The 25,357-nt window shown below is 33.8% G+C and carries 26 protein-coding genes and 1 rRNA gene; 24 read left to right on the top strand and 3 right to left on the bottom strand.

Annotation, left to right across the window (positions count from 1 at the left end):
* From rrf to ACB104_RS04460, 20 genes are all read left to right on the top strand, one after another.
* Positions 1 to 84 (top strand): 5S ribosomal RNA (gene rrf, locus ACB104_RS04555); the annotation flags it as partial.
* 160 nt (positions 85 to 244) lie between these two features.
* Entirely contained in the window at positions 245 to 658 is a 414-nt protein-coding gene (locus tag ACB104_RS04550) for an HYC_CC_PP family protein (protein ID WP_370477088.1), read from the top strand.
* Between the two features lie 107 nt (positions 659 to 765).
* Complete coding sequence (locus tag ACB104_RS04545; RefSeq protein ID WP_370477087.1) at positions 766 to 4,473, top strand: efflux RND transporter permease subunit; 3,708 nt, start codon at positions 766 to 768, stop codon at positions 4,471 to 4,473.
* A complete protein-coding gene (locus tag ACB104_RS04540) occupies positions 4,470 to 5,705 on the top strand; it encodes a TolC family protein (protein WP_370477086.1) in 1,236 nt (411 codons plus the stop codon). The genes ACB104_RS04545 and ACB104_RS04540 overlap by 4 nt, the downstream gene beginning before the upstream one ends.
* 3 nt (positions 5,706 to 5,708) lie before the next feature.
* Positions 5,709 to 8,210, top strand: a complete 2,502-nt coding sequence (locus ACB104_RS04535) for a heavy metal translocating P-type ATPase (protein ID WP_370477085.1) — start codon at positions 5,709 to 5,711, stop codon at positions 8,208 to 8,210.
* A 3-nt stretch (positions 8,211 to 8,213) separates the two neighbouring features.
* Positions 8,214 to 8,924, top strand: a complete 711-nt coding sequence (locus ACB104_RS04530; RefSeq protein ID WP_370477084.1) for a PepSY domain-containing protein — start codon at positions 8,214 to 8,216, stop codon at positions 8,922 to 8,924.
* A 2-nt stretch (positions 8,925 to 8,926) separates the two neighbouring features.
* The gene (locus tag ACB104_RS04525) at positions 8,927 to 10,678 is read left to right on the top strand and encodes an efflux RND transporter periplasmic adaptor subunit (RefSeq protein ID WP_370477083.1); all 1,752 of its coding nucleotides are present in this window, start codon (positions 8,927 to 8,929) and stop codon (positions 10,676 to 10,678) included.
* 32 nt (positions 10,679 to 10,710) lie between these two features.
* Positions 10,711 to 11,151: a heavy-metal-associated domain-containing protein gene (locus ACB104_RS04520; protein ID WP_370477082.1), complete on the top strand. Its 441-nt coding sequence runs from the start codon at positions 10,711 to 10,713 to the stop codon at positions 11,149 to 11,151.
* A gap of 304 nt (positions 11,152 to 11,455) precedes the next feature.
* Positions 11,456 to 12,802, top strand: a complete 1,347-nt coding sequence (locus ACB104_RS04515; RefSeq protein WP_370477081.1) for a tyrosine-type recombinase/integrase — start codon at positions 11,456 to 11,458, stop codon at positions 12,800 to 12,802.
* Positions 12,803 to 12,827: 25 nt separating this feature from the next.
* The gene (locus ACB104_RS04510) at positions 12,828 to 13,667 is read left to right on the top strand and encodes a hypothetical protein (protein ID WP_370477080.1); all 840 of its coding nucleotides are present in this window, start codon (positions 12,828 to 12,830) and stop codon (positions 13,665 to 13,667) included.
* Positions 13,668 to 13,755: 88 nt separating this feature from the next.
* Positions 13,756 to 14,031 (top strand): helix-turn-helix domain-containing protein, encoded by a 276-nt coding sequence (locus ACB104_RS04505; protein ID WP_370477079.1) that lies wholly within the window; start codon positions 13,756 to 13,758, stop codon positions 14,029 to 14,031.
* A 34-nt stretch (positions 14,032 to 14,065) separates the two neighbouring features.
* Positions 14,066 to 14,707 (top strand): hypothetical protein, encoded by a 642-nt coding sequence (locus ACB104_RS04500; protein ID WP_370477078.1) that lies wholly within the window; start codon positions 14,066 to 14,068, stop codon positions 14,705 to 14,707.
* A 706-nt stretch (positions 14,708 to 15,413) separates the two neighbouring features.
* A complete protein-coding gene (locus tag ACB104_RS04495; RefSeq protein WP_370477077.1) occupies positions 15,414 to 15,575 on the top strand; it encodes a hypothetical protein in 162 nt (53 codons plus the stop codon).
* 44 nt (positions 15,576 to 15,619) lie between these two features.
* The gene (locus tag ACB104_RS04490) at positions 15,620 to 16,525 is read left to right on the top strand and encodes a hypothetical protein (protein WP_370477076.1); all 906 of its coding nucleotides are present in this window, start codon (positions 15,620 to 15,622) and stop codon (positions 16,523 to 16,525) included.
* Positions 16,526 to 16,534: 9 nt separating this feature from the next.
* Positions 16,535 to 17,281, top strand: a complete 747-nt coding sequence (locus ACB104_RS04485; protein ID WP_370477075.1) for a hypothetical protein — start codon at positions 16,535 to 16,537, stop codon at positions 17,279 to 17,281.
* Between the two features lie 9 nt (positions 17,282 to 17,290).
* Complete coding sequence (locus ACB104_RS04480) at positions 17,291 to 17,920, top strand: hypothetical protein (protein ID WP_370477074.1); 630 nt, start codon at positions 17,291 to 17,293, stop codon at positions 17,918 to 17,920.
* On the top strand, positions 17,920 to 18,297 hold the full coding sequence (locus tag ACB104_RS04475) for a hypothetical protein (RefSeq protein ID WP_370477073.1): 378 nt from the start codon (positions 17,920 to 17,922) through the stop codon (positions 18,295 to 18,297). Before ACB104_RS04480 ends, ACB104_RS04475 begins: the two co-directional genes overlap by 1 nt.
* A gap of 11 nt (positions 18,298 to 18,308) precedes the next feature.
* The gene (locus ACB104_RS04470; RefSeq protein ID WP_370477072.1) at positions 18,309 to 19,181 is read left to right on the top strand and encodes a hypothetical protein; all 873 of its coding nucleotides are present in this window, start codon (positions 18,309 to 18,311) and stop codon (positions 19,179 to 19,181) included.
* 1 nt (position 19,182) lies between these two features.
* Positions 19,183 to 19,635: a hypothetical protein gene (locus ACB104_RS04465; protein ID WP_370477071.1), complete on the top strand. Its 453-nt coding sequence runs from the start codon at positions 19,183 to 19,185 to the stop codon at positions 19,633 to 19,635.
* Between the two features lie 267 nt (positions 19,636 to 19,902).
* Entirely contained in the window at positions 19,903 to 20,304 is a 402-nt protein-coding gene (locus ACB104_RS04460) for a hypothetical protein (protein WP_370477070.1), read from the top strand.
* A 229-nt stretch (positions 20,305 to 20,533) separates the two neighbouring features.
* Here ACB104_RS04460 and ACB104_RS04455 read toward each other — a convergent pair whose 3' ends face one another.
* The gene (locus tag ACB104_RS04455; protein WP_370477069.1) at positions 20,534 to 21,559 is read right to left on the bottom strand and encodes a WG repeat-containing protein; all 1,026 of its coding nucleotides are present in this window, start codon (positions 21,557 to 21,559) and stop codon (positions 20,534 to 20,536) included.
* A gap of 119 nt (positions 21,560 to 21,678) precedes the next feature.
* On the opposite strand from ACB104_RS04455, the gene ACB104_RS04450 reads away from it, so the two are divergent.
* The 4 genes from ACB104_RS04450 to ACB104_RS04435 are packed head-to-tail and all read left to right on the top strand — an operon-like array spanning position 21,679 to position 24,054.
* Complete coding sequence (locus tag ACB104_RS04450) at positions 21,679 to 22,290, top strand: hypothetical protein (protein WP_370477068.1); 612 nt, start codon at positions 21,679 to 21,681, stop codon at positions 22,288 to 22,290.
* Positions 22,291 to 22,308: 18 nt separating this feature from the next.
* On the top strand, positions 22,309 to 22,773 hold the full coding sequence (locus tag ACB104_RS04445) for a hypothetical protein (RefSeq protein WP_370477067.1): 465 nt from the start codon (positions 22,309 to 22,311) through the stop codon (positions 22,771 to 22,773).
* On the top strand, positions 22,751 to 23,383 hold the full coding sequence (locus tag ACB104_RS04440; protein WP_370477066.1) for a hypothetical protein: 633 nt from the start codon (positions 22,751 to 22,753) through the stop codon (positions 23,381 to 23,383). The genes ACB104_RS04445 and ACB104_RS04440 overlap by 23 nt, the downstream gene beginning before the upstream one ends.
* 5 nt (positions 23,384 to 23,388) lie before the next feature.
* Positions 23,389 to 24,054 (top strand): hypothetical protein, encoded by a 666-nt coding sequence (locus ACB104_RS04435; RefSeq protein WP_370477065.1) that lies wholly within the window; start codon positions 23,389 to 23,391, stop codon positions 24,052 to 24,054.
* On the opposite strand, the gene ACB104_RS04430 is transcribed toward ACB104_RS04435, so the two are convergent.
* Together ACB104_RS04430 and ACB104_RS04425 are read right to left on the bottom strand one after the other, a co-directional pair.
* The gene (locus ACB104_RS04430; protein ID WP_370477064.1) at positions 24,038 to 24,460 is read right to left on the bottom strand and encodes a hypothetical protein; all 423 of its coding nucleotides are present in this window, start codon (positions 24,458 to 24,460) and stop codon (positions 24,038 to 24,040) included. The genes ACB104_RS04435 and ACB104_RS04430 overlap by 17 nt on opposite strands.
* 55 nt (positions 24,461 to 24,515) lie before the next feature.
* Positions 24,516 to 25,325 (bottom strand): hypothetical protein, encoded by an 810-nt coding sequence (locus tag ACB104_RS04425; protein WP_370477063.1) that lies wholly within the window; start codon positions 25,323 to 25,325, stop codon positions 24,516 to 24,518.
* Positions 25,326 to 25,357: the final 32 nt, after the last annotated feature.

The following is a 25,357-nucleotide window of genomic DNA, read 5'->3' as shown; positions in this document are numbered from 1 at the left end:
CACCTCTTACCTTTCCGAACAGAGAAGTTAAGCCCGTTAGCGCCGATGGTACTGCATTTGTGGGAGAGTAGGTCGTTGCCTTTCTTGGAAGCCCTTCATGGAAACATGGAGGGCTTTTTTTTGATTTGTATGCAAGAATAATGATTGTTTTTTCTAAAATGACACGCATGTCATTCATGGAACTTCTTAATCTATTCCTAAAAATGGAGCTGATATTTTTATTTTTACTAACTTTGTTATTGATATGAAACAGGCATTCCATAAAATATTATCAATAGCGATGGCTTTTATAGTGTTGTTCACTACAATGTCATTTACTATAAACATGCATTATTGTGGGGATACTTTAGTTGAAACTGCGCTGTTCCATAAGGCAAAAGGCTGTGGTATGGAAATGGAAAAACCATCAAATGATGGTTGCGACATCTCAAAAAAAAGTTGTTGTGATGATAAGCAGGTAGTTATCGATGGTCAAGATGAATTACAATTAAACGTTGATAAAATTTCCTTTGAGCAACAGGTCTTCGTTGTTGCGTTAATTTATACTTATGTTGACCTTTTTGAAGGTTTATATAAAAATGTATCTTCTTTTGAAGAATATAAGCCGCCATTAGTCATCCGGCGTATCTACAAGATTGACGAAACCTATTTAATTTGATTTTTAAACTTTAGACTTTTTATCCTATGACTTTGTGTTCATAAGGATAATTCATTGTATTTGGTGTTATCTCAACACCCACGTCTAATAGTTTAACAATCAAAGATATGCTAAATAAAAGCATCAAATTTTTAATAGAAAACAAACTCGTCGCAGTTCTACTACTTGTCCTTTTTGTAGGGTGGGGAACCGTTAATGCTCCGTTTAATTGGTATACAGGATTTTTACCAACCAAACCTGTAGCTGTAGATGCTATTCCTGATATTGGTGAAAACCAACAAATAGTATTTACCAAGTGGGAAGGTCGCTCGCCACAGGATATTGAAGACCAAATTACCTATCCGTTAACAACCTCTTTGCTTGGTATTCCAGGAGTGAAAACCATTCGTAGTTCCTCTATGTTTGGTTTTTCAAGTATCTACATCATTTTTGAGGAAGATATAGAGTTTTATTGGAGCAGAAGCCGAATTCTAGAAAAACTCAATTCGTTGCCAAGTGGACTATTACCTGAAGGTGTAAATCCCGCTTTGGGTCCAGATGCAAACGCTTTAGGCCAAATATTTTGGTACACCTTGGAAGGACGTGATGAAAATGGTAACGTAACCGGTGGTTGGGATTTACATGAACTGCGAAGCATTCAAGATTACTATGTAAAATATGCTTTATCCTCTGCTAGCGGGGTCTCTGAAGTTGCCTCCATTGGGGGATATGTGCAAGAATATCAAATTGATGTAAATCCAGAATTAATGCGCCAATACAAGATTGGTTTAAACCAAATTGTAAAGGCTGTTAAGGAAAACAATAAGGATATAGGAGCGCAAACAGTAGAAATAAATCAAGCTGAATATTTAGTACGTGGTTTGGGTTATGTAAAATCCATTGCAGATATTGAAAATGCGGTGGTAGCTTCAGAAGATTTTATTGCTATCAAAATTAAAGATGTTGCTAAGGTATCTTTAGGACCAGCAACTAGGCGCGGTATTTTAGATAAAGAAGGAGCCGAAGTTGTTGGTGGCGTTGTGGTGGCACGATATGGCGCAAACCCTTTGGAAGTCATAAATAATGTAAAAGCAAAAATCAACGAGCTAAGTGCTGGTTTACCTTCAAAAGTATTAACTGATGGTAGGACATCCCAAGTGACCATTGTTCCTTTTTATGACAGAACAGAACTCATTCAAGAAACTTTAGGAACGCTTAATGAAGCGCTTACATTAGAGATTTTGATTACCATTTTGGTCATCATTATTATGGTATTTAATCTTCGTGCTTCGGTATTGATTTCTGGATTATTGCCTGTGGCCGTTTTAATGGTATTCATAGCGATGAAACTATTTGGTGTGGATGCTAATATAGTGGCTTTATCTGGCATTGCAATTGCCATTGGTACCATGGTGGATGTTGGTGTGATACTTTCAGAAAACATTATCAGGCATTTAGATGAAAACGAAAACAAGCTGCCAATAAACACAGTTGTGTATAATGCTACAGCTGAAGTATCAGGAGCCATAGTAACTGCAGTTATGACAACTATTATCAGTTTTATTCCGGTGTTTACTATGATTGGTGCTGAAGGAAAATTATTCCGTCCGTTAGCCTTTACAAAAACTTTTGCCCTTACTGCTTCAATAATCGTTTCTTTATTTTTAATTCCGCCGTTTGCAGCCTTTTTATTTCGTAAAAAGAGTATTCAAAAGAATTTTAAATATGTTTTAAATGGTGTTTTAATTGCGTTAGGTCTGTCAGTTATTGTTTTTGGGTATTGGCTTGGGTTAATTCTTATCGCTTATGGGGTTACGGCACTCTTAAATCTTCAAAATAATATTTCAGATAAACAAACAAACCTTGCCAATATCATCATTTCAGCTTCAGCAATAGTATTCTTGTTGGCAGCATATTGGCGACCATTAGGCGTAAATGAGAGCATCTTTTTAAATCTCATTTTCGTTGCCATTATCTGTTTTGGTCTATTAGGTGTGTTCTCGTTGTTCATTAAATATTATACACGTATTTTAAGATGGTGTTTGGATAATAAATTACTATTTCTGTCTATTCCAACGGCAATAGTTATCGCGGGTTTTTTCATTATGAAAAATACGGGCAAAGAATTTATGCCCTCATTAAATGAAGGTTCTTTTCTATTAATGCCAACCTCCATGCCACATTCAGGAGTGGAGGAAAACAAACGTGTTTTGCAGCAATTGGATATGGCCGTTGCAAGTATTCCAGAAATTGAAACCGTTGTTGGTAAATCAGGTAGAACGGAATCGGCTTTGGATCCTGCGCCATTGTCTATGTATGAAAATATCATTCAATATAAGCCGGAATATATGCTGAATGAATATGGGGAACGCCAACGCTACAAAGTCAATGATGAAGGGTTGTTTGAATTGAAAGATGGTCGTTTAATTGCTAATCCAAATAATTCTGAAAATGTCACTATGACCCCGGTTAAACGGTCTCAATTAATTGAAGATAAAAATGGTGAATTCTACCGTAATTGGCGACCTGAAATACAATCACCTGACGATATCTGGAACGAAATTGTAAAAGTCACCAAATTACCAGGCGTTACTTCCGCGCCAAAATTGCAACCTATCGAAACCCGATTAGTCATGTTGCAAACAGGAATGCGTGCACCTATGGGTATCAAGATTAAAGGACAGGATTTAAAACAAATTGAAGCTTTTGGAATGCAATTGGAAACCATTTTAAAAGAAGCTGATGGCGTTAAAGATGAAGCGGTTTTTGCAGACCGAATTGTAGGGAAGCCGTATCTTTTAATAGATATTAACAGGGAAAAAATTGCTCGATATGGAGTAAGTATTGAAGAAGTACAGAATGTTTTAAAAGTCGCCGTTGGAGGTATGTCATTAACCCAAACGGTTGAAGGTCGTGAGCGTTACGGCGTTCGAGTTCGCTATCCAAGAGAACTAAGAGCAAACCCAAATGATTTGGAACAAATTTATGTGCCCGTTGAAAAAGGCAGCCCTGTACCTTTAAGTGAATTGGCAACCATTCGTTATGAACGAGGTCCACAAGTCATAAAAAGTGAGGATACCTTTTTAGTGGGCTACGTGTTGTTTGATAAAATGGATGGTTATGCAGAAGTTAATGTAGTTGAAAATGCACAAGCCATGATTCAAGGCAAAATAGATTCAGGGGAGTTAATTGTTCCCAAAGGAATCAGTTATCGGTTTACCGGAAGCTATGAAAATCAATTGCGTGCTGAAAAAACCCTATCAGTGGTTGTGCCTTTGGCATTGGCCATCATCTTTTTAATTCTGTATTTCCAATTCCGTTCGGTAGGTACTTCGTTAATGGTTTTTTTGGGTATTGCAGTGGCTTTTGCCGGTGGATTTTTAATGATTTGGTTATATGGTCAATCCTGGTTTTTAAATTTCAGTTTCTTTGGTGAAAACCTACGGGATTTATTCCAAATGCACACCATCAATTTAAGTGTGGCTGTTTGGGTAGGATTTATTGCGCTCTTCGGAATTGCAACTGATGATGGTGTGGTTATGGCAACCTATTTAACGCAAACTTTTAATAGAAACACCCCTGAAACCCAAAAGGAAATCAGGGCTTCCATTGTTGAAGCAGGTGAAAAACGTATCAGACCTTGTTTGATGACTACGGCGACAACCATATTGGCTTTACTGCCTGTATTAACCTCAACAGGACGAGGAAGTGACATCATGATTCCTATGGCCATACCAAGTTTTGGTGGGATGATTATTGCCTTAATTACCCTGTTTGTAGTACCCGTTTTATATAGCTGGAAAGCGGAAGTTCAACTTAATAGAACATCAAAATGAAACATAGAATAATTAGTATAAAATTCATATTCGCTCTTGGCTTGTTTGTTTTTGGTATTCATTCTTATGCCCAAGAGTTGGAAGTACTTGTAAATGAAGCGCTATCCAATAACCCTGAGATTCAAAAGTTCGAATTGCAATACAGTATCGTTTCAGAAAAAGTGAATGAAATAGATGCCATACCTAACACAGAATTTAGTGTAGGCTATTTTGTAAGTGAACCCGAAACTCGAACCGGTGCACAACGTTTTAGAGTATCGGCCAAACAAATGATACCTTGGTTTGGCACCATTACATCACGAGAAAACTATATAACGTCTTTAGCGGATGCTAAATACGAAGACATCGTTATTGCCAAACGTAAATTAATGGCTTCTGTATCGCAATCTTATTACACTTTGTATGCAAACAAAGCAAAACAGCAAGTGTTGAGTGAAAATATCAAGCTATTAGAAACTTATGAAACGATGGCGTTAACGTCAGTTGAAGTAGGTAAAGCGTCAGCAGTAGATGTATTGCGCTTGCAAATGCGCCAAAACGATTTGCAGCAACTTAAAGCTGTTTTGAAACAACAGTTTTTGGCTGAACAAACCAATTTCAATAATCTTTTAAATAGGGACACTAATGTTAAGGTTACCGTGGTGGATAACTTGAATATCCCTATTGAAGATTTTGAATTGAAAGCATCCAATTTGGAAGTGCATCCTGAATTGTTGAAATATGATAAACTATATGAATCTGTCCAACAATCGGAGCTGTTAAACCAAAAAGAAGGCAGCCCTATGATTGGGTTTGGTTTGGATTATATCAATGTGGAACCAAGACCAGATATGAATTTTACCGATAACGGAAAAGATATACTGATGCCCATGGTATCGGTATCCATTCCAATTTTTAATAAAAAATATAGGTCGGTTTCCAAACAGAACGAATTGCAACAACAAGAAATCCAGTTTCAAAAGCAAGAGCGCTTAAATGCTTTGGAAACAATTCTTAATAGGGCCATCAATGAACGTATTTCAGCAAGAATTAGTTACACAACGCAAACCAAAAACTTGAAACAGGCCAAAGATGCTGAAGACATTCTCATTAAAAGCTATGAAACGGGAACTATAAAGTTTAACGATGTTTTGGATATTCAGGAATTGCAGTTAAAGTTTCAAATGAACCAAATTGAAGCTATCAAAAATTATTATGTTCAAAGCACCATCATCAATTATTTAATTCAGTAAAAAATGAAACACACATATCATATAAATGGAATGACCTGTAACGGTTGTCGAAGTCACGTAGAAGAGACACTCTCAAAAGTGGATGGTGTTTCCAATGCTACGGTCAGCTTGGAAAAAGCAGAGGCTACGATTGAAATGGAAAACCATATTCCTTTGGAAACATTTCAAAAAGCATTAAAAGAAGATGGTGGCAGATATAGCATCCACAAACAAGGAGAACATCACCATCATTCAGAACACAAAAAAGAAAGTCAGCCCAAAGGAAAGGGAACCAGAACCTTTTATTGCCCGATGCATTGCGAAGGCGATAAAACTTATGGCAAACCTGGCGATTGCCCCGTATGCGGAATGGACTTGGTGGAGGAGCAAAAATTATCCAATTCATCAGCAGAAAAATGGACCTGTCCCATGCATCCAGAGATTGTAAAAGATGAAGCAGGTTCTTGCCCAATATGCGGTATGGATTTAGTGCCCATGCAACCAGAAGCGTCAGCAGAAGAGAAAAATTATAAGAAGCTATTGAAAAAGTTTTGGATAGCTACCGCTTTTACCTTGCCCATTTTCTTAATCGCTATGAGCGAAATGCTTAATGACAATCCTTTGTACGAGGTCATGCAGCAAAAATATTGGAATTGGGTACAATTTGTGTTGTCCATTCCCGTAGTGTTTTATGCAACTTGGATGTTCTTTGAACGTGCTTACAAAAGCATAAAAACATGGAATCTCAATATGTTTACGCTTATTGGCATTGGCTCGGGTGTGGCTTGGATGTTCAGTGTGGTGGGTATGTTATTTCCTGATGTATTTCCGGCACAGTTTAAAACCGAATCGGGTGCTGTTCATGTATATTTTGAGGCGGCAACCGTAATATTAACCTTGGTGCTTTTGGGCCAACTGTTGGAAGCACGCGCCCATAGTAAAACCAATTCGGCAGTTAAGGAATTACTGAAGTTGGCTCCAAATAAAGCCATAAAAATAGTGGATGGTGAAGAAGTGGAAGTGAGTATCGATGACATAGAGTTGAACGATATTTTAAAAGTCAAGCCGGGAGACAAAATTCCTGTTGATGGTGTTATAACTGAGGGGAATACCAGTATTGATGAATCAATGATTACCGGTGAGCCCATTCCTGTGAATAAAGAAGAAGGCGACAAAGTAAACAGTGGAACCATCAATGGTAACCAATCTTTTTTAATGAAAGCCGAAAAAGTGGGGAGCGATACCTTGCTTTCTCAAATTATCCATATGGTGAATGATGCCAGTAGAAGTCGAGCGCCTATCCAGAATTTAGCCGATAGGGTGTCAGCGTATTTTGTGCCTACTGTGGTCATCATCTCTTTAATAACCTTTGTTGTTTGGGCCATTTGGGGACCAGAACCCGCTTATGTTTTCGCTTTGGTAAATGCCATTGCAGTATTAATTATTGCATGTCCCTGTGCATTAGGGTTGGCAACACCAATGTCCGTAATGGTGGGTGTTGGTAGAGGAGCCCAAAATGGTGTGCTCATTAAAAACGCTGAAGCACTTGAAAAGATGAATAAGGTGAATACACTTATAGTAGACAAAACAGGAACCATAACCGAAGGTAGACCAACGGTTGAAAAAATAGGTGCTTTTAGTAAAAGTTTCAGTGAAAGCGATGTGCTTAGTTATATAGTCTCACTAAACACCAATAGCGAACACCCATTGGCCGAAGCTACCGTTAAATATGGGAAAGAGCATGACGCCAAAATTCTAAAATCTACCAATTTTAGTGCAGTGACAGGAAAAGGTGTAGAAGCCCTAATCAATAGCAAAAAAGTTGGATTGGGCAATCCTAAAATGATGGAATATGCAAGTGCAGAATTAACTAAAGAAATGCTTGATGAAGCCAAACAGTTTCAGAAAAAAGGAAAAACGGTATCTTATTTGTCGGTTAACAATGCTGTTTTGGGTTATGTGGTTATTGGTGATAAAATAAAAGCTACCAGTGCAAAAGCCATAAAGGAATTGCAAAGCAAAGGTATTGATGTTATTATGTTAACAGGCGATAATCAAGAAACGGCTCAGGCTGTAGCATCAGAAGTAAATTTAGCAGATTTCAAGGCGAGTATGCTTCCAGAAAATAAATTGAAAGAAGTGGAAAAGCTGCAAGCCAACGGAAAAGTAGTGGCCATGGCGGGTGATGGTATTAATGATGCCCCTGCATTGGCAAAAAGTGATGTGGGTATAGCCATGGGTACTGGAACCGATGTAGCCATTGAAAGCGCCATGATTACCTTGGTAAAAGGTGATTTGCAAGGTATTGTAAAAGCTAAAAATTTGAGTGATGCCGTAATGAAAAACATTAAGCAAAATCTATTTTTTGCACTAGTTTATAACACCATAGGTGTACCAATTGCAGCAGGTGTGCTATTTCCGTTTTTTGGAATTTTATTATCACCAATGATAGCTGCTTTGGCCATGAGTTTTAGTTCAGTTTCAGTAATAGCAAACGCATTACGATTAAGAAGGGTAAATATCTAAAAAATGGTAAAAAGAAACACCGCATTAAAGATTAGAAAAACACACCGTTATTTGGGTTTGTTTCTGGGTATTCAATTTTTGTTTTGGACCACAAGTGGTTTATACTTTAGTTGGACAAACATTGATGATATACATGGAGACCATTTTATAAATTCAGATTATAAGCCTAATTTGTTCGACAATTTAATAAGTCCCACACAATTGGCTGTTCCACAAGGTGTAAAAAGCATTGAGTTGCGAGATATTGGTGATACGCCATATTATTGGATAAATAAAGAAGAACTGTTTAATGCCATAAATGGAAATCAAAAAAACGGCATTACTGAAACAGAAGCCCTTCAAATAGCAAAAAATTATATAAGAAATGACTTGAAAGTGAAATCTGTGGAAAGAATTGAAAAAGTTGGGAAACATCACGAATACAGAGAAAGGTTGCTGCCAGCTTATGTGATTTCCTATCAAGGTGATGATGCTTTAAAAGCATATGTGTCTGTTGAAGACGGAAGATTTCAAACCATTAGGCATCGTGGTTGGCGTTGGTTTGATTTTTTATGGATGACCCACACGATGGACTATGAGGGCAGAGACAACTTCAATACAACCATATTGAGGATATTTTCATTATTAGGTTTAATGACCGTGTTAAGTGGTTTTTTATTATGGTTTACATCATCACTTTCCGTTAGAAAATTATTAAGAAAAAAAAATAAATAGAAATGAAAAAATATGTTATTTATTCTGGAATATTGGTAGTTGGCTTGTTGCTGGGCTGGTTACTTTTCGGGAGTTCTTCAAATGAAGAAGCTTCAAATAATAATTCTGAAACTTCAAATACAACCCAAATGTGGACCTGCTCCATGCATCCACAAATTATGCAACCTGAACCAGGCGATTGTCCTATTTGCGGTATGGAATTAATTCCAGCGGAAGTCGGCGCAGATGGTTTAACCGCCAACCAATTTAAACTTACCAAAAACGCTATGGCTTTGGCTAATATCCAAACCACTATAGTTGGTAAGGGAATGGCTGAGGAAAATACTACTAAATTATCTGGTAAAATTGTCGAAAATGAAGAAGCTAATACGGTACAAGTAAGTTATTTTTCTGGCCGAATAGAAGGCTTGAATGTTAATTTTGCTGGCGAATACATTCGTAAAGGGCAATTGTTGGCCACTATCTATTCACCCGAATTGTACGCCGCACAACAAGAACTCATGACGGCAGCTTCGTTAAAGGAATCCCAGCGAGAGTTGTACCAAGCGGTTCGTAACAAGTTAAAGATTTGGAAGCTTTCCGATAGTCAAATCAACAATATTGAAACATCAGGAAAGGTTAGTGAAAATCTTCCAGTTTATGCCACGGTCTCAGGAACAGTTACTGAAAAACTGGTTGAGCAAGGCGATTATATTAAACAAGGACAGCCTGTACTAAAAATTACAAACCTTAGTACGGTTTGGGCAAATTTTGATGTTTATGAAAACCAAATAGACAAGTTCAAAAAAGGACAAGAAGTTTCAATAACAACAAATGCATATCCCAATAAAACATTCAAGGGAAAAGTAGATTTTATAGGTCCTATTTTAAATACCAAAACACGGACCTTAGCTTTACGGGTGGTTTTAAATAATAAGGATGATGTTTTTAAACCCGGTATGTTTGTCTCGGCTAAAATTGAAAGCATTAAAAATACGGACAATGAAGTGTTAACTATTCCATCGTCGGCAGTGCTTTGGACGGGTGAACGCTCTGTAGTGTATTTAAAACCGAACACCGAACAACCCGTTTTTGAAATGCGGGAAGTGGACTTGGGAAGCCGTATTGCGGATACTTATGAAGTACTGCAAGGCCTTGAAGCGGGTAACGAAATTGTTACAAACGGAACATTTACGGTAGATGCTGCGGCACAATTACAAGGTAAAAAATCCATGATGAACAAAGAAGGAAGTAAAACCATTACTGGCCACGAAGGGCATTTGGGGATGGAGAGTGAAAAGGCAGAGGTTGTAAATGAAAGAATAGAAGTGCCAAAGCTCTTTCAAAATCAATTGAAAAATGTGTACAACAGTTACATCGATTTAAAAAATGCTTTGGTAAAAGAAGAATTGAAAAATGCTGCAAACGCATCAAAAAGTCTTTTGGAAGATTTGCCGAATATGGACATGAGCTTACTAAAGGGGGATGCCCATAACCGTTGGATGGTATTGGAAAAGGATATAAAATCTTCTGCAATGTCAATTTCAAAGTCATCAAGCATAAAAGGGCAAAGAGGCTATTTTAAAGAACTATCCTCAAAATTAATCCAAGCAATTCAATCATTCGGTGTTGATGAAAAAGTTTATGTAGAGTATTGTCCTATGGCAGATAATAACAAAGGAGCCTACTGGTTGAGCAAAGAAGAAAAAGTAATCAATCCATATTTTGGTAGTGCCATGCTTAATTGCGGCGAAGTAAAACAAGTGATAGAATAATGAAAAACAGATAATAATTAAAATTAAGAAAAATGAAAAAAGTAATTTTAAGTTTGGCTGTAATAGCAGGAATAACTTTAACAAGTTGTAAAAACGAAATAAAAAAAGAAGCAGAAACTACAAATTCAGAAGTGTTACAAGACATAGCAATGACAGATATCTCCTTTGGAGTAAAGGGCAATTGCAGCATGTGCAAAAAAACCATTGAAAAAGCGGTTAACGGTGTTGAAGGTGTTGAAGCCGCCAATTGGGATGTTGATAAAAAGAAAATAGATGTATCTTTTGACGGAAGTAAAACAGATGTAATGGCCATTCACAAGGCTATAGCTGCTTCAGGATACGATACTGAAAAATTAGCTGGAGATGAAGAGGCTTACAAAAACCTTCCAGATTGCTGCCAATACGATCATAGCATGGCAATGAACCAAATGGGAGAAATGTCAGCCGAAGACCATTCAGGACACAATCATTAAAGTCACTTAGTTCTAATTAATTTAGCTAGACGATTTTATTAAAAAAACAAAACCCTTAAAACATTTATGTTTTAAGGGTTTTTAAGTGGTACCTCCAGGAATGGAACCTAATTAAACAACTAATTTTTAAAATAGCGTAAAATTCTATTAAAGTCCATTTAAACATAAGGTTTTCAGAAGGTTTTATTTTTTGACTGTTTACGGTTAGTTTCATAGTATTACGTTTTATTACGGAAAATGTTACCCCCAAACGTTACCCCCAATTTTATTTTTAATTATATTTGAGTGTTCAAGACTTCTTACTATGGCCACGATACAATTTTACATCAACAAGAAAGACCCAAACCGGGAATATACAATTAACGTTTTCTTGCAAAATGGACGGCAAGGAAAGTTTAAAAAATCAACTGGTTTAAAAATAATTGGTAAACATTGGGATCAGGTAAAACAATCCCCATTGCCGGAATCAAAAACCGGGGATAAAAGCTATTATGTTCTTAAACGCCAATTAAAAGGACTTAGGGCAAAATTAGAAAGTGAAATTGTTGAAGCCAATCATAAAAATGTAACTGTTAATAGTGAATGGTTAGGGGTTGAAATAGATACCTTTTTAGATAAATTAGCACCCGAACATAATTTTGAGTACGTTTCTGACTATGCGGAATATTTTATTGAGTGTATGCCCTATAAAATACAAAAGAATGGAGCCACCGGAGTTAAGGAGGTTACTATAAAGCAATATAGAACAGCTTTAAACAAAGTATTAGACTACGAAAAGAAAAAGGGCAAGCGTTTTAAGATTAACGAAGTTAATTTAAAGTTTCACGCCGATTTTATACAGTTTCTAAGCAAAGAACAGCGTTTAAATCTCAACACCATTGGAAAGTACATTAAATGCCTTAAATCTATTTTAAAAGGTGCTAAAAGATATGGTATTGAGATTAACAAAGAAGCTGAAAGTGATGGTTTTAGAAGTACTAATGAAAAAGTGCATTTTGTTACTTTAGATGAAGAAGAAATTGATAAAATATTTAATCTCGATTTATCTAATACGCCTTATTTAGACAATACACGAAATTGGTTAATTATTGGAGTTTGGACGGGTGCCAGGGTTAGTGACCTATTAAATTTTACTCTAGAAAACATTAACAAAGATGGGTTTTTAGAGTACACCGCAAAAAAGACCAAACAGAAAATTGAAATACCCTTACATTGGCAAATTCAGAGCATTATAGCAAAGAACGATTGGAGGTTACCCCATAAAATTTCACCGCAAAAATATAATGATTGGATAAAAAATGTTTGCGAAATGGCCGGGATTAACAAAATGTGTAAAGGCTCAATATTCATTACAGATAAGAAAAGGAAGAAAAAAGAAAAAACACCTCAACGAAAAAAAATAGGCACCTATCCAAAATGGATGTTGGTAAGCACACATACTGCAAGACGTTCTTTTGCTACAAATCACTATGGTAAATTAAGTACTCCAGTTATAATGTCGGCCACAGGCCACACCACAGAAAAACAGCTCCTAGAATATATCGGCAAGACACCTAAAGACAATGCTCTGGTACTGCAGGAATTTTGGCAAAAGGAATACATGAAACAATCTCGAAAACCTAATTTAGAAGTTGTAAAAGAAGCTAACTAATAACAATCGTTCAAAACTTATTACTATGGCTGATGAAAAAAATTATTTAGAAGATGCTATAAAGGATTTTAATTGGCAAAATAAAGACCCTTATGGTTATTGGATGGCTAAATTAAATGATGAACAAAGGGATTTGATTACGGATCTTGAAGAAAAGTTTAATAGCAGTTTAGAATATTATTCTACTGTTTCTCATGAAGAATACCAAGAAAAAATTGATTACCATATATCCTTTAATTCTCAAAAGACCATTTTGGAAAGAGAGCATTTTAGAATATTAGAAAAACCAAGTTTCTTGATGGATTATAGAAATATTCTCCACAAAGAAAATAATTTGATAAATAGTAAAGAATTTCCAAAATATATAATGGGTTTTAAAGTAATTGGGCTAGCATCTGACGAAGTGAATGAAGAAAATGAAATAGAAGCTCTTTCTCTTTTGGAAGACATCGCAGCTTTAAATGTTCTTGAATTTATGATTGAAATGTTGAAGTATGAACGTGATAAGAATTTATTTAATGATAAAGTTTATCATAGTATAAAAGGTCAGAGATTTTTAAAATATGTATTTGATGAATGGTTGAAAAATGAGGATATTTTTAATGCGGTGCATTTTGTATTAAGGATGTTATGGGAAAAAGGAGGTTTTATTAAGGATATGGATTTAGCGATTAAGGGAAATGCATTAAATGTTATGGAGCATTGGAATAAGGTTTATGCACCATATTGTAAAAATAAAAATGCAGTCTTTAATCTAGAAATTAAAAACCCAAAAATAAATGAGGTCGGCAAAATCGGTAATAAACGAATGGAAAGTTGGACAGAAAAATTAAAAGGTTTGTCAAAGGAGTTTAGTGAAAAATAATAGGGCGTAAAATTTCCGAAAACATCCCCCTATTTAAGCCATCTATTAATTGTGTTTTGTTGAGATTTTTACAAAAAAATCAATAACAATGAGTGACATAACACAATTACACAGTATTACTCCAGAGCAGTTAACCGAAAGAATATTTAAAGGCCTGGATGAGAGATTAAACATTCTTAAACAGAATTTTGAGCCTAAAGAACCTGATGAGCTTTTAACGGCAAAGGAGTTAGAAAATGAACTAAAAATAAGTCCTACAACCAGGTGCGTATGGCAAAAGAAAGGGATATTAAAACCTAAAAAGATAGGTAATAGAACATACTACCTACGAAGCGAGATAAAGGAATTGTTAAATAATTCTTAGGCTGTTGAATTATGGAATTTCAACAGCTTTATGTATGAAAGATAAGGAAATTATACAAAATGAAGCTAGAGTTAATTATTATTATGGATCTTATCTTAACTATAAAGCTTTTAAAGATTTTCATCTCAAAAATAATATTGATGATAGCTATTTAACCCCTGCACATTGCATGTTATTGGCGTTTATGGTAGATAAGTTTTATAAAGACCGTAAAATGCCTCATATAGTTAAAAATGGCTGTAGGTATGTATTAATGAATACTAACTTTATTAAGGATAACCTGGTTTATTTGTTTGTGGGGGAAAGGATGATAAAAAAATATATATCAAACTTTAAAAAGTTTGGTTTGATGAAAATTGAAGTAAAGGATGAAAGCAATAGGTATGTTAATATAAACAAAGAACTTATTAACCTATGTTTTGAGAAACATTTCACGTTTAGACCAATAAACCATTTAATACAAAGCCGTCCTGAACTATGGAAAGGGTTTGTTAAAGAATGGGAACCCTATTTTGATAGTAAAGAGGAGTTTAAATTTTTTATAGATGATTTTAATGATACTAGGGATATAGATGAGTTAAATTATAATTCCAAAGAAATATATGAACACCTTATAAATTCTGTTAAATTTAAAATTTATGGAAAGGGAAGTAAGAGAGGTTTAAAAATTAGATAGGGGTACTATGAAATTAAATACATACCTGCTGTGAAATGAATTACATGCCTCCTATGAAATTAAATGCACCAATAATATAATTAAATAATAAAAAAATAAAAAGGAACGTATATAAAAGCTAGATGTTTATTTTTTATAAATAAAAGGGGTATGGGGTAAAATCTATAATATTAGATTTCCTTGAACATCGTATGCTAGTAGTATTTTTACTCGGTGCAATTTTTAGGTAGGGGGGGGTATTGCATAATAATGTGCCTTTGGAAAAAGTGAGCAAGTTATTAGGGCATAGCAAACTACAGACAATACAAGATAGCTATTGGAAAGTGGTTGAACAGGATATTGGCGGGTTGCGTAAAACCAATCGGTATTCTGTACAGAACTAAAAATAACTAATGAGGGAAGGATTGTGTTTTATATAGATGGTAAAAATTACCTCACCTATAATTTTGATATTATAAAAAAATAAATGACAAAGAGCATTATGCTTTATCTTTTGGTTCTATGAAAAAGGAACATTTTCTGAGACGGTTTTGGTTTTATAATTCTAAAACCACTGAGTAAATCCACTCCGGAGACCATGTTTGCATTAAAAACTAACCTTATTTTTAATTAATTAATTACATTATAATTATTATGTTAAATTTTATAATAAATATGGTTAGGTTTTTATGTATTTGGTGTATTTTAAAATATTTTATTAATTGAAATGAGCTCTTCTCAAATAAATGGTTTACTTGGAAAAGCTGATAAGGTATTCTTTTACGAAGATTTAACCGAAGGTTATATGGAATATTATATTGAACAAAACAGGATTCTTAAAATTTCATTTGAAAATGGCAAAGTTATTGACGTCAAGCTTTTTACTTAAAATCTTAATTGTAGAAGGTACTTTACATCACTAAATTCAGTAATATGAAAAATTTAATATCCTATTTACCATTATTACTTTGCTTTTCATTATCGGCCCAAAAAGAATATCCAAGAATAGATAGCATAGAAGTAAATGACAAAATATTTTATGGTGAAATTGATAACAGACTCATAACCATTTATCTTAAACATTATAAGACCTCAGAAGAAAAAAACATCTACTCTGTTACTGGTTGGTACTATTTCAATGAAAATAAGAATAAAAAATTATTAGCTGGAGTATCTGTTGACAATGCAAAATTAGTGCTTTTCAATTTTGATAACTCCATTTTAACTAATCAACTCATCGATTTTCAATTTGATTTTTTTTGGGCTAACTTACATGAAGATTTAGAAACACATTTTCACAGCTACAAAGAGAAAATTATGATTAGTAACGAATCATCATATTGGAGTAACAAGGAAAATAGCCTGCCTATTTATTTATATGATGATGATCTTAAAATAAAGAAATCCTTAGCCTATTTGAGGTTAAATCAGAAGGAAGCTATAAAAATAAGCCCTTTATATATTGACATAAAAGCCTATAACAATCAAAAATACATTCTTGAATACCTTTATGAAGGTATTGGTTCAGGACAATGCGGAACGGGTGTTGAGAGAGGGTTTTCAATTCTTGAATTTGATAACAGTTATAATCTTTTAAATTCAGAGATGTTTTTATTTGAAAGCTGTGCCCAATCCATAAATACAACTGAAGAAATTATCAATAAAGATATCTCAGTTTATATCTGTGAGAATAATAGCAGTGAGAGATGTAAATCATTTTATGTTGATACCAACAAAATAGAAATTAAATGGACTAACACTATTGATTTTGAGGAAACCGAATGGTTGACCTCTCTCTCTTTAGACAAAATTAGACAACTATTAATAGAGAAAGACTAAATTATCTTAATGCCAATATTTCATAAAATACATTTTTGTTTATCTCAACTAGTGCGCTTTTTGGTCTATACTTTTGTTTTAAGTCTATTGTCTTGCCAATTTACTTCTAAAACAAAAGACACTAAGCAGTTATTTGCAGAAAGTTTATCCCAACACCAATCACCACAAAACAAAAACAACCTAGACACCATTTTAAACACAACTACCTATTTAATTTTAGGTCAAAAACCTGATATTGTTAAGGTTGTAAAAAACACTAGCATTTCTGAATATGCTTCTTTTAAGGTATTGGCAAAATATAAAGATGATGTAATTGTTGGGCGGGTAGCAGATATAAACAATATTACAATTTACCGAAAATTTCATCCTAAAACCACTTTTGAAGATTACCATGTAGAGGTGTACAAAGGTCCTCTTGCTACTCCCAATTTTTCTACCAACCCTAAGGCTAAACAATTTATTACACGAATAAAAGAGGCCTGTGCCGAAGGTGTTAATTTTGCAGGCCACTATACTTTAGTGCTTTGGGGTTGTGGTACGGCTTGCCAAATGGGTGTTGTTGTAAACCGAAAAACAGGGGCGATTTCAGAGTTTTTTGACACCTTACTTGGTGTGGAATTTAAAAAAGACAGCAACCTCATTATAAAAAACTCTGGAGCCATAGACCCAGCCACCCAACTCATTGAACTTTGTAATTATTGCGAAGTCTCCCAAGACATTTGGACGGGTACTAAATTTAAAGCAATTAGCGAATAAACACATCCTATGGAATACTTAAAAACAATAAAGGTTATAATTCTTTTCTTTAGTGGTTTTGTTCTATCCGCTCAAACTAATTGTGGAAAAGAAAATGAAAATGGAGATGCTGAAATGGAGGTTTTAGCGATGAGATTATGTTTATCTATTGATAACAACTTTGGTCACGATAATGCTGGCGAAAAAATTGAAGATGTGTTTTTAGCACATCTAAAAATTACTCGAAACACTCCCGATTACAAATCACAAATATTAGACCTTTGGAATACCTATTCCAATTGTTTTGTTTGTAAAACAAAATCTGCAATAAAACCCGAACTACGCTATCCCACCCATTTTTTAAAGCGTGTGGTGGATTTTGATATGCAAGCTGAAGTCTTTGATGATTTTTTACTCAATGATAGTGAAGAATTTCCCATAGATGTCAATGCTATTGAGATGGTAGATGGTAAAGGGGAAACTTTATTGGATTATTTAAATAAAATATTAAGTTATCCTAGTGAATACAAAAGAGATGCTGGTTATGAATTTGAATATTTTGTTGCTCCGAATGGAATTTTTTATAAAGGAACTGTCATAAAGGAACTTCGCGAGTACCTTATAGAAGATTATGGTGCTAAAAAAGCAAGTGAATTATAATGAAGCCATTAACTATTATTTTATTGGGTTTTGTATTGATTTTGTTTTATAACTGTAGCAATCCCAATACGGAACCCGTAAATGGAAAAATTGTTTCTAAAAGCGTTATTTTGGAAGCTCCCAATAGAAATACGTTTGCAAGCCCAAAACGTATTAGGTATGAGCTTGAGTATTCCTTTAACAATGAACTTTATAACAACTTTGAAATCACCTCAAAAGATTTAGGAAACACAAATGACACCATAACCCTTTTTATTAATCCCGAAAATCCTATATCATTTCATGTAAAAAGTGAAGCAAAGCACTATTTGTCTTATCTTTTTATTTTAGGAGGTATAGTTGTGGTTGGTTTAATATTTAAATATTTCAATCCCTAATGCAAAAAATAATGACAAAACATAATTTTAAATTGGCAAAGACTAGCTATGTTTTATTTTCAACTTTAATAGCTTTGGTATTGGTAGTATCTTGTAATAACAAAGGCAAAAAACCAACTGGGAATCCCGAAGCAGTCGCTTCTGTTTCTATAGAAGAAAAACTTCAGGATTATTTTAAGCTTAAATCTACTTACACAGCATATTTTAACCGCAATGATGTTAGTCCCGTTAAAAATGGTTTAAGTGATTCGCTAGATATATTAGGTGAAAAACTTAAAAATGTTTTACAAACTTGTAACACGCTTAAAAATTTAAAGGAGAGCCATATTAACTTACAAACATTAGATTCAGCATTTATAGACAGGGAATTAGAGGGTTTAATATTGAATAAAGATTCACTGTCGTATCTCTACACATCCAAACTTTTGGTTCAGGCTTTTGGAATAGATACCGATAGTCTTAACGCATCGTCTTTACCTTATCTCTTTGAAGTAGCTTTTGCTTTTGATGCTAATATTATAGACTATGCAGTATTCGATTTAAAATCAACAAATAAATATCAAGCTTATGGCATGTTGGGTGCTGGAACTCAAGACATGGCACCGTTGTACCCCGATTTTATGGCTACATTAGTAATTCAAGGCGATTGTATTTATATAATAAGTAAAGATTACGAGATGACTACCCCTTTACCCGAATGTAAAGAAGCTGCTGATTTGTTCATGGGTATTTATGAGCAATTTAATGGTTTTGAAGATGCAGGGGAAAAACAGGAAAACTATTTAAAATGCTTTAATGAAAACTTTAAAAATTCTGATGCCTACCATACGTTAAAAACCCAGCTTCAAGATTTGGTAAAGCAACTTGAAAATAATATACTTTAATTTGAAAACTTTTAAAATTAAATACCTCTTAACTACTGTATGTCTAGTTGCATTAATAAGTTCTTGTAAAAAAGATGGAAAACAGTATGATGAGATTGAAAATAGCAATATTTCAAAAAAAGGATATTACCAGCAACAAATGCGTATAAAACAATACCAATTATTATCTAATGGCCCCTGTGATGATGCTTTGGAAGATACCCTTTATACACGTAATGTCCCTATCATTGAGTCTAGCACACTAACAGATTCAAAAGCTATTGTTGAGTTTAAATTTAAGGAAGCTTGTTGTCAAGAATTTATGGGTCATTATACTATAAAGAATGACACCCTAATTTTCACCTATGAGCAAGTGAATGAAGAGGTTTGCGAGTGTATTTGTTGGTATAGATATAAATTGATGTTAAATACAGGTAAAAAAGAATTTAAAACAATTAAAATTACATCCCTTTAATTTTACTATATTTTTATAAATGTGCTCTTCCGTAGATTTACTTTTTTTCAAACCAAAATGCTTCTTTGTCTTAAACTCTATTGCAAAGCCCAAGGCGAAGAAATTGAACTGTTTATTCAATTTAGGTATGGATAAGAAAAGTTCTATGTTTAAAATCCTAAATCACCATTAAAAAGTAATAGGAATATCTATATATTTTAATATTTATACTTTTGTCTTTTTTAAAAAGAAATTTCATAATTCTTAATTATTATCCTTTTTATTATTATGACCAGAGAGTTTGACTCATTTATTATTGTTCCTGAATTTGCGAATGGACAAATAAAGAAATATCCTGATTACTTATCAGCAAAGGTTGAAGACAATCCAGAAATGGCTTTTTTAAAATTTAATGGAATTGATGCAACTTATATTCATGATGCAACAGAAAAGGAAGAAAAAACTATAGAATTTCTAGAGCAACCTGATTCTAAATTAAAGTACATATTTCAGAATGAATTAGATGCAATTAATAAAGAATTAAAAATAAATTCAAATATTTTTTTAGATACAATAAATATACTACCAGAAGAAAATGAGAATTACCATTTAACAAAAATCACTTTTGTTACAAACGATAAAGTCATTTCTATTTATTCATATGGACCTGAAGTCAATTCAATACAATAATAATTTTTATTAATATATTCAGTAACGTTGACTTTGTTTAATATATTCTTCAAATGTTGTATAAAGAACATGCACAAGTTGAAAAAGGATTATTTTAGGCATATAATAGTGGTTTATAAACTTAATTGAGAGATACCAAATTGCTATTTTATTGACTTAACCCATGTATGGCAGATATTAAAAACTATTGCGAATATTGATTTCATGATTTTAAAGGTTTAAATGTTTATCAGTCAATTTTATATACAGGCTCTTCCGTTTTGTTGCCATTTTTATCAATCCAAAACCACTCTTGACCATCATAGACCTTAGCGGCTCCCAAATCGAAGGGATTTACATCATAGTAAATAAAATCTATTACTTGCTTGCCTGTGGTATCTATAAAACCATATTTTATAACGCCATTTTCTTCTGGATCACGAATGGAAACAACGGCCATACTTTCACTAAATGGTTTGGCACCACTAAAGTCAAAACCCGTTATCAATTCTCCTTTTAAGTTGATAAAGGCCTGTGCCGATTCCCTACAGGTATAATGTTTGGCATACAAGGTATCAGTACATTTTGTCACTTGGGCAAAACCTTCACTAAAACGGTCTGCACCAAAGTATTTGGGTTCTATTACCCATTGGCCATCAAAATTGATATAACCCCATTTATCCGGATTTTGCAACTCGTCTTTATGAGCATTATCATCGTGGGTAGAGACAGGAATGGTACCATATTCTTCATTTTCCCATCTAAACTCCAAAAACTCAAAGTCGGTTTGCAATTTCCCGGTTTTGGTATTGAGTAAGGCATAACAACAACTATGTCTGGTATAGTCATCATTTCTATACGGAAAAGCTGTTACGGCTTTATCATTCGTCCAAACCCAAACCATATAAGGGCGGTATTCCATCTGGTAAAAGCCTTCAAAAGGGCTATCACCGTAAGCATATTGGTCGTATAAAAATTCATTCAAGTAAAATGGGGTTTCTATAACCTTGTTCAGGTTTTTGTCTACCAAGTAGTAATCATATAACTTAATAACTTCACAATCTTTACAGGATTGATGTTCCTTATATGTTCCAGGAACATAAAACCAATAGCCTCCATTTACACTTCTATGCACTTTTTTTATATGGTTTCGCACCAGTGCTTTATCTTCATTTGTGGGTTTGACGGCTTCTTGTGCATATCCTTTGGCTGTTAAAATAAACAAAAGAAAAAAAGTTGTTATTATTTGTTTACTTGGTTTTATTTTTACTTTCATACAACCAATTTAGTTTAATAAAACGAACCCCACAACCTAAAAAAATGTAAATGGCACTGATAAGTAGGGTTTTATGATCAAAATAATTAAATTGAAGCCTTTAAACATTGCTATTAACCATGAAAAATCTACAACACTTTCGTATTGCTCTTGTTTTTATTTTAGTTACCCTGCCCTTAGCAGCACAAACCAATTGTATTAAAACTGAAAATGGTTCAAGTGAAGTAGAAATGATAGCTAGTAAAATATGTCTCTCACTCGATATAAATTTTGGTTATGATAATGGTGGTGAAAAAATTGAAGATATATTTCTTTACCATTTGGGTATTACCCGTGACACACCCAATTATAAACAACAGATTTTAGAATTCTGGAACACCTATTCCAATTGTTTCGTCTGTGAACTCGAATCTTCAAAAAAAACCGAATTACCATATCCCACCCATTTTTTAAAACGTGTGGTAGATTTTGGCTTGATGACCGAAATATTTGACGAGTTTCTATTGGAGGATAGTGAAGAGTTTCCCATAGATGTGAATGCTATTGAAATAGTAGATGGTAAAGGAGAGACTTTATTGGATTACTTGGATAAAATTATTGCAAATCCTAATAGACATCAAGATGTTGATGATATTGATAACTGGTTAAGAGTTATCAAAGAACTCCGCGACTATCTTATCGAAGACTATGGCGCTAAAACGGCGGAAGAGTTGTTGGTAGACAAAAATTAATCATAAAAAGAATTATATATGTGGCAGGAGTTTGAAAAACAATACAATTCTCTTGAAAAGTCGCTCCACGGTTTTAGTCCAGAAGATGTCGATTGGTTTTTGCCCAATGTATTTAAACTTATACAACAGTATGGTTCTAAAATAGCAATCGAGTTTGCAAGTAAGGATATAAATCCTATTTACACACTAGAACTATTGATAAAAGCAGGATTACGAGATGTGGATAAAACCATTTTATTACCTTATACCAAAAATAAGAATGAAGACACTGTGTATGGAGCCGCTTTATGTTTGGCCATGTGTGACTATAAGGAAGGATTTGACATTTTAGAACAGTTTGCAAGAGGTACACACCCTTTACAAAAACATATTCACCCCAAAGCTGATATACTTCCTGATTTAAAGTTTATAGATGATGAACGAGCGGAAATATTAAAACACATAATCGATTCTAAAACTTATGAGCCACCGACAAAACTATGATATATGGTTACAACCTTTGCGTGTTCCGGAGGGTTGGCAAATAAAGTACAATCAATTGTATGAAGTCGATCCCGTTGCCGGTAATGAGCAGTATTTTGACAGCCCAACTTTATTGCATTTAAAACACCATGATTTAAAACGGTTAATTGATGTGTCCTGGAAACCCGAACGCGATTTAGATGGTTCTTATGAACTACTTGTTTTAAATTTTATTGAGGATTTTAATGAACATACCAATGAAATGGACAATAGTGTAGATTGGTGCCAACCTTATGCTACCTATAGTTTTAAAACTCGTAAAGAACTGGTTGAAACGTTGGAACAACTACTTGTTCAATTACCTGCTTTTGAAGACCCTCGTATTTTGAAAAAGCGCGGTGTGGTTGATGAACCTTCGGAAACATATCGCATACAATTACTGGAACATGCCATAACCGACAATCTGGTTAAAAACGTCGTTACTCATGGTAATACACGCATACAAAATATGCTGCTAGACCATAAGGATATGAGCCTTGAGTTATTATCTTTTGTTCTGGAGAATACGCAGAGAAAAGGTGTTAAAAACAAAGCCAAACAAATGTTAGATAGTAAGCGGTTTAATAGTTAAAGAATATGTTGTACGTTGAATTTCAAATTAATACCCCCTCAAAATTTGAGGATTTCAAAAAGCTCTATCATTATATGGTGAATTCTAGAAAACTTAACTATGACCGAAATCTAATAGTTAAAAGAGCTGAAAGTGAACCTCTTGAATATATAAACAAAGGACTTGAACCATATGAACAAGAAGTGAGACGATACCTGTCAATAATACCTAGGTACGCCCATGAGTTTTTGACAAAATATATACAATTCAACCATGATTACAGCGATTTGGAGTCAATATATGTGGAAGAATTAGAGCTGTATATCAACGAATTAGAACCGGTATCTAATCTGCTGAACTATCTTGAGATTGGATTTGAAGTAAATATGGATGAATTGATAAAGGTTGGAGATTCCAAAGGGGTTGTTCGATTTTCTACAGGAAATTTTCCTTATGGAGGCCTCGATCGCTTTTTGATAACCTTAAAAGCATTTGATCTAATCCCAATTGAATGTTTTAATGGTTTTACCATTTTTCAGTTCGATTGGATTTCAATGTATGATTACGAAACTGTCAATTTGCCTGAAAAAACAAAAAAGTACCTTTCTACTTTTGATGTAAATAAAAAGACCAATATTTTTACCAATATTCTAAATTACATTAGAAAAAACTATTTTAAAGTTTTTTCTTAAATGCCCTGCCTTTAAGAAAAATTTCGTTAGTGACTTCTATTTCATCTATACTATTAATAATATAGTTGGGATTCGATGAATTTAAAAACAACTTTGCCAATAAAGGTCTGCCCAAATGCGCCTTTACAATTTCTGAAAAAGCAACTTCATGGTTAAATAGTTCTTGAAGTGAACAATAACCCGATTCTGAAAAATCCGAAGTGTCGTTCATAGCTTCATCATCTGCTTTAATTTCATTTCTAACTTGGTTGTAAAAATCTTCCATTAAGGACAAAAAATGGTCTTGACCCAATGAAATGGTATAGTCTACTACTTTAGTGTCTTCAAAAAACCTTCCGAAATTGAGACCATCGTTGTATGTTACTAGATTAAGCTCGATATATAAACTGTCAATAGTTACTTTCATATTTTCATATTAAAAACTCTACTTAATCCAAGAATCTCAGACAGGGAAATAATAATTAACTCCTAACTAGTAGATTTATTGGTTCTGAGTGGTACAACAAACCATGCTTATCTTTAAAAGCATTTACAATAGTACATCTACAACTTTTCTTTATTTTAAATAAATAGGAATATATTTTTTTAAAGTTGGAAGTATCAGATAAGGGGTTAATAACTGACATTTCGGGTCCATCAACTAAAAAAATAGACTCCGTAAAGTTTTTTGGTATCAAATTTAGCTCTTTAGTTAGTTTATAGGTGATTCTAAATTCTTGATTAACTTTTACAAGATACTGATTAGGGTTTTTAGCCGAACTCGGTATCAACTCAGTATCATTAATAAAAACAGAAACGATCTGTCCTTGAACTTCTTTTGAGATAAAATTAAGCAATATATCATAAGCGTTATTAAGCTTATTTATATCTTTTTCAAGGTTACCTCCAACATATTGAGAGTTAAAATGAGCTGTTGTTATTTGGGTGTTTTTCTTTCCATATGCAACATTTAAATTACTTATAGTATATGGTTTTTCAAAACCTATTAATTTCAATGCTTCGTTAATTGAGTTTAGATTTTCTTCTGTTTGTCCTGGTGACACCCATGGGATTTCACTGTCAAAAGAACTTGTTTCTTGGCCAGTAAGTACACTATAAGCTTCTTCTAGCTGTTTAAAATTCTTCTGGTAGAGTGATTTTAGGTGAGTAGTTGGCGCATTGGTAATACGCATCTGGAACTCGTTATAAAACTCTTGATATTGCTTTTTTATATCTTGCTCACTGGCTCCCACTTCCAGCTCCAATTTTTCTAAGGCTTCTTGTTTGTTCATTTAATTTATATAGTTAGCTTTTTAACTCATTC

It is taken from the genome of Tamlana flava, from assembly GCF_041287255.1.
Classification (GTDB): domain Bacteria; phylum Bacteroidota; class Bacteroidia; order Flavobacteriales; family Flavobacteriaceae; genus Tamlana; species Tamlana flava.
Note: the sequence above shows the minus strand (reverse complement) of the source record. Positions and strands in the feature narration are given on the sequence as shown.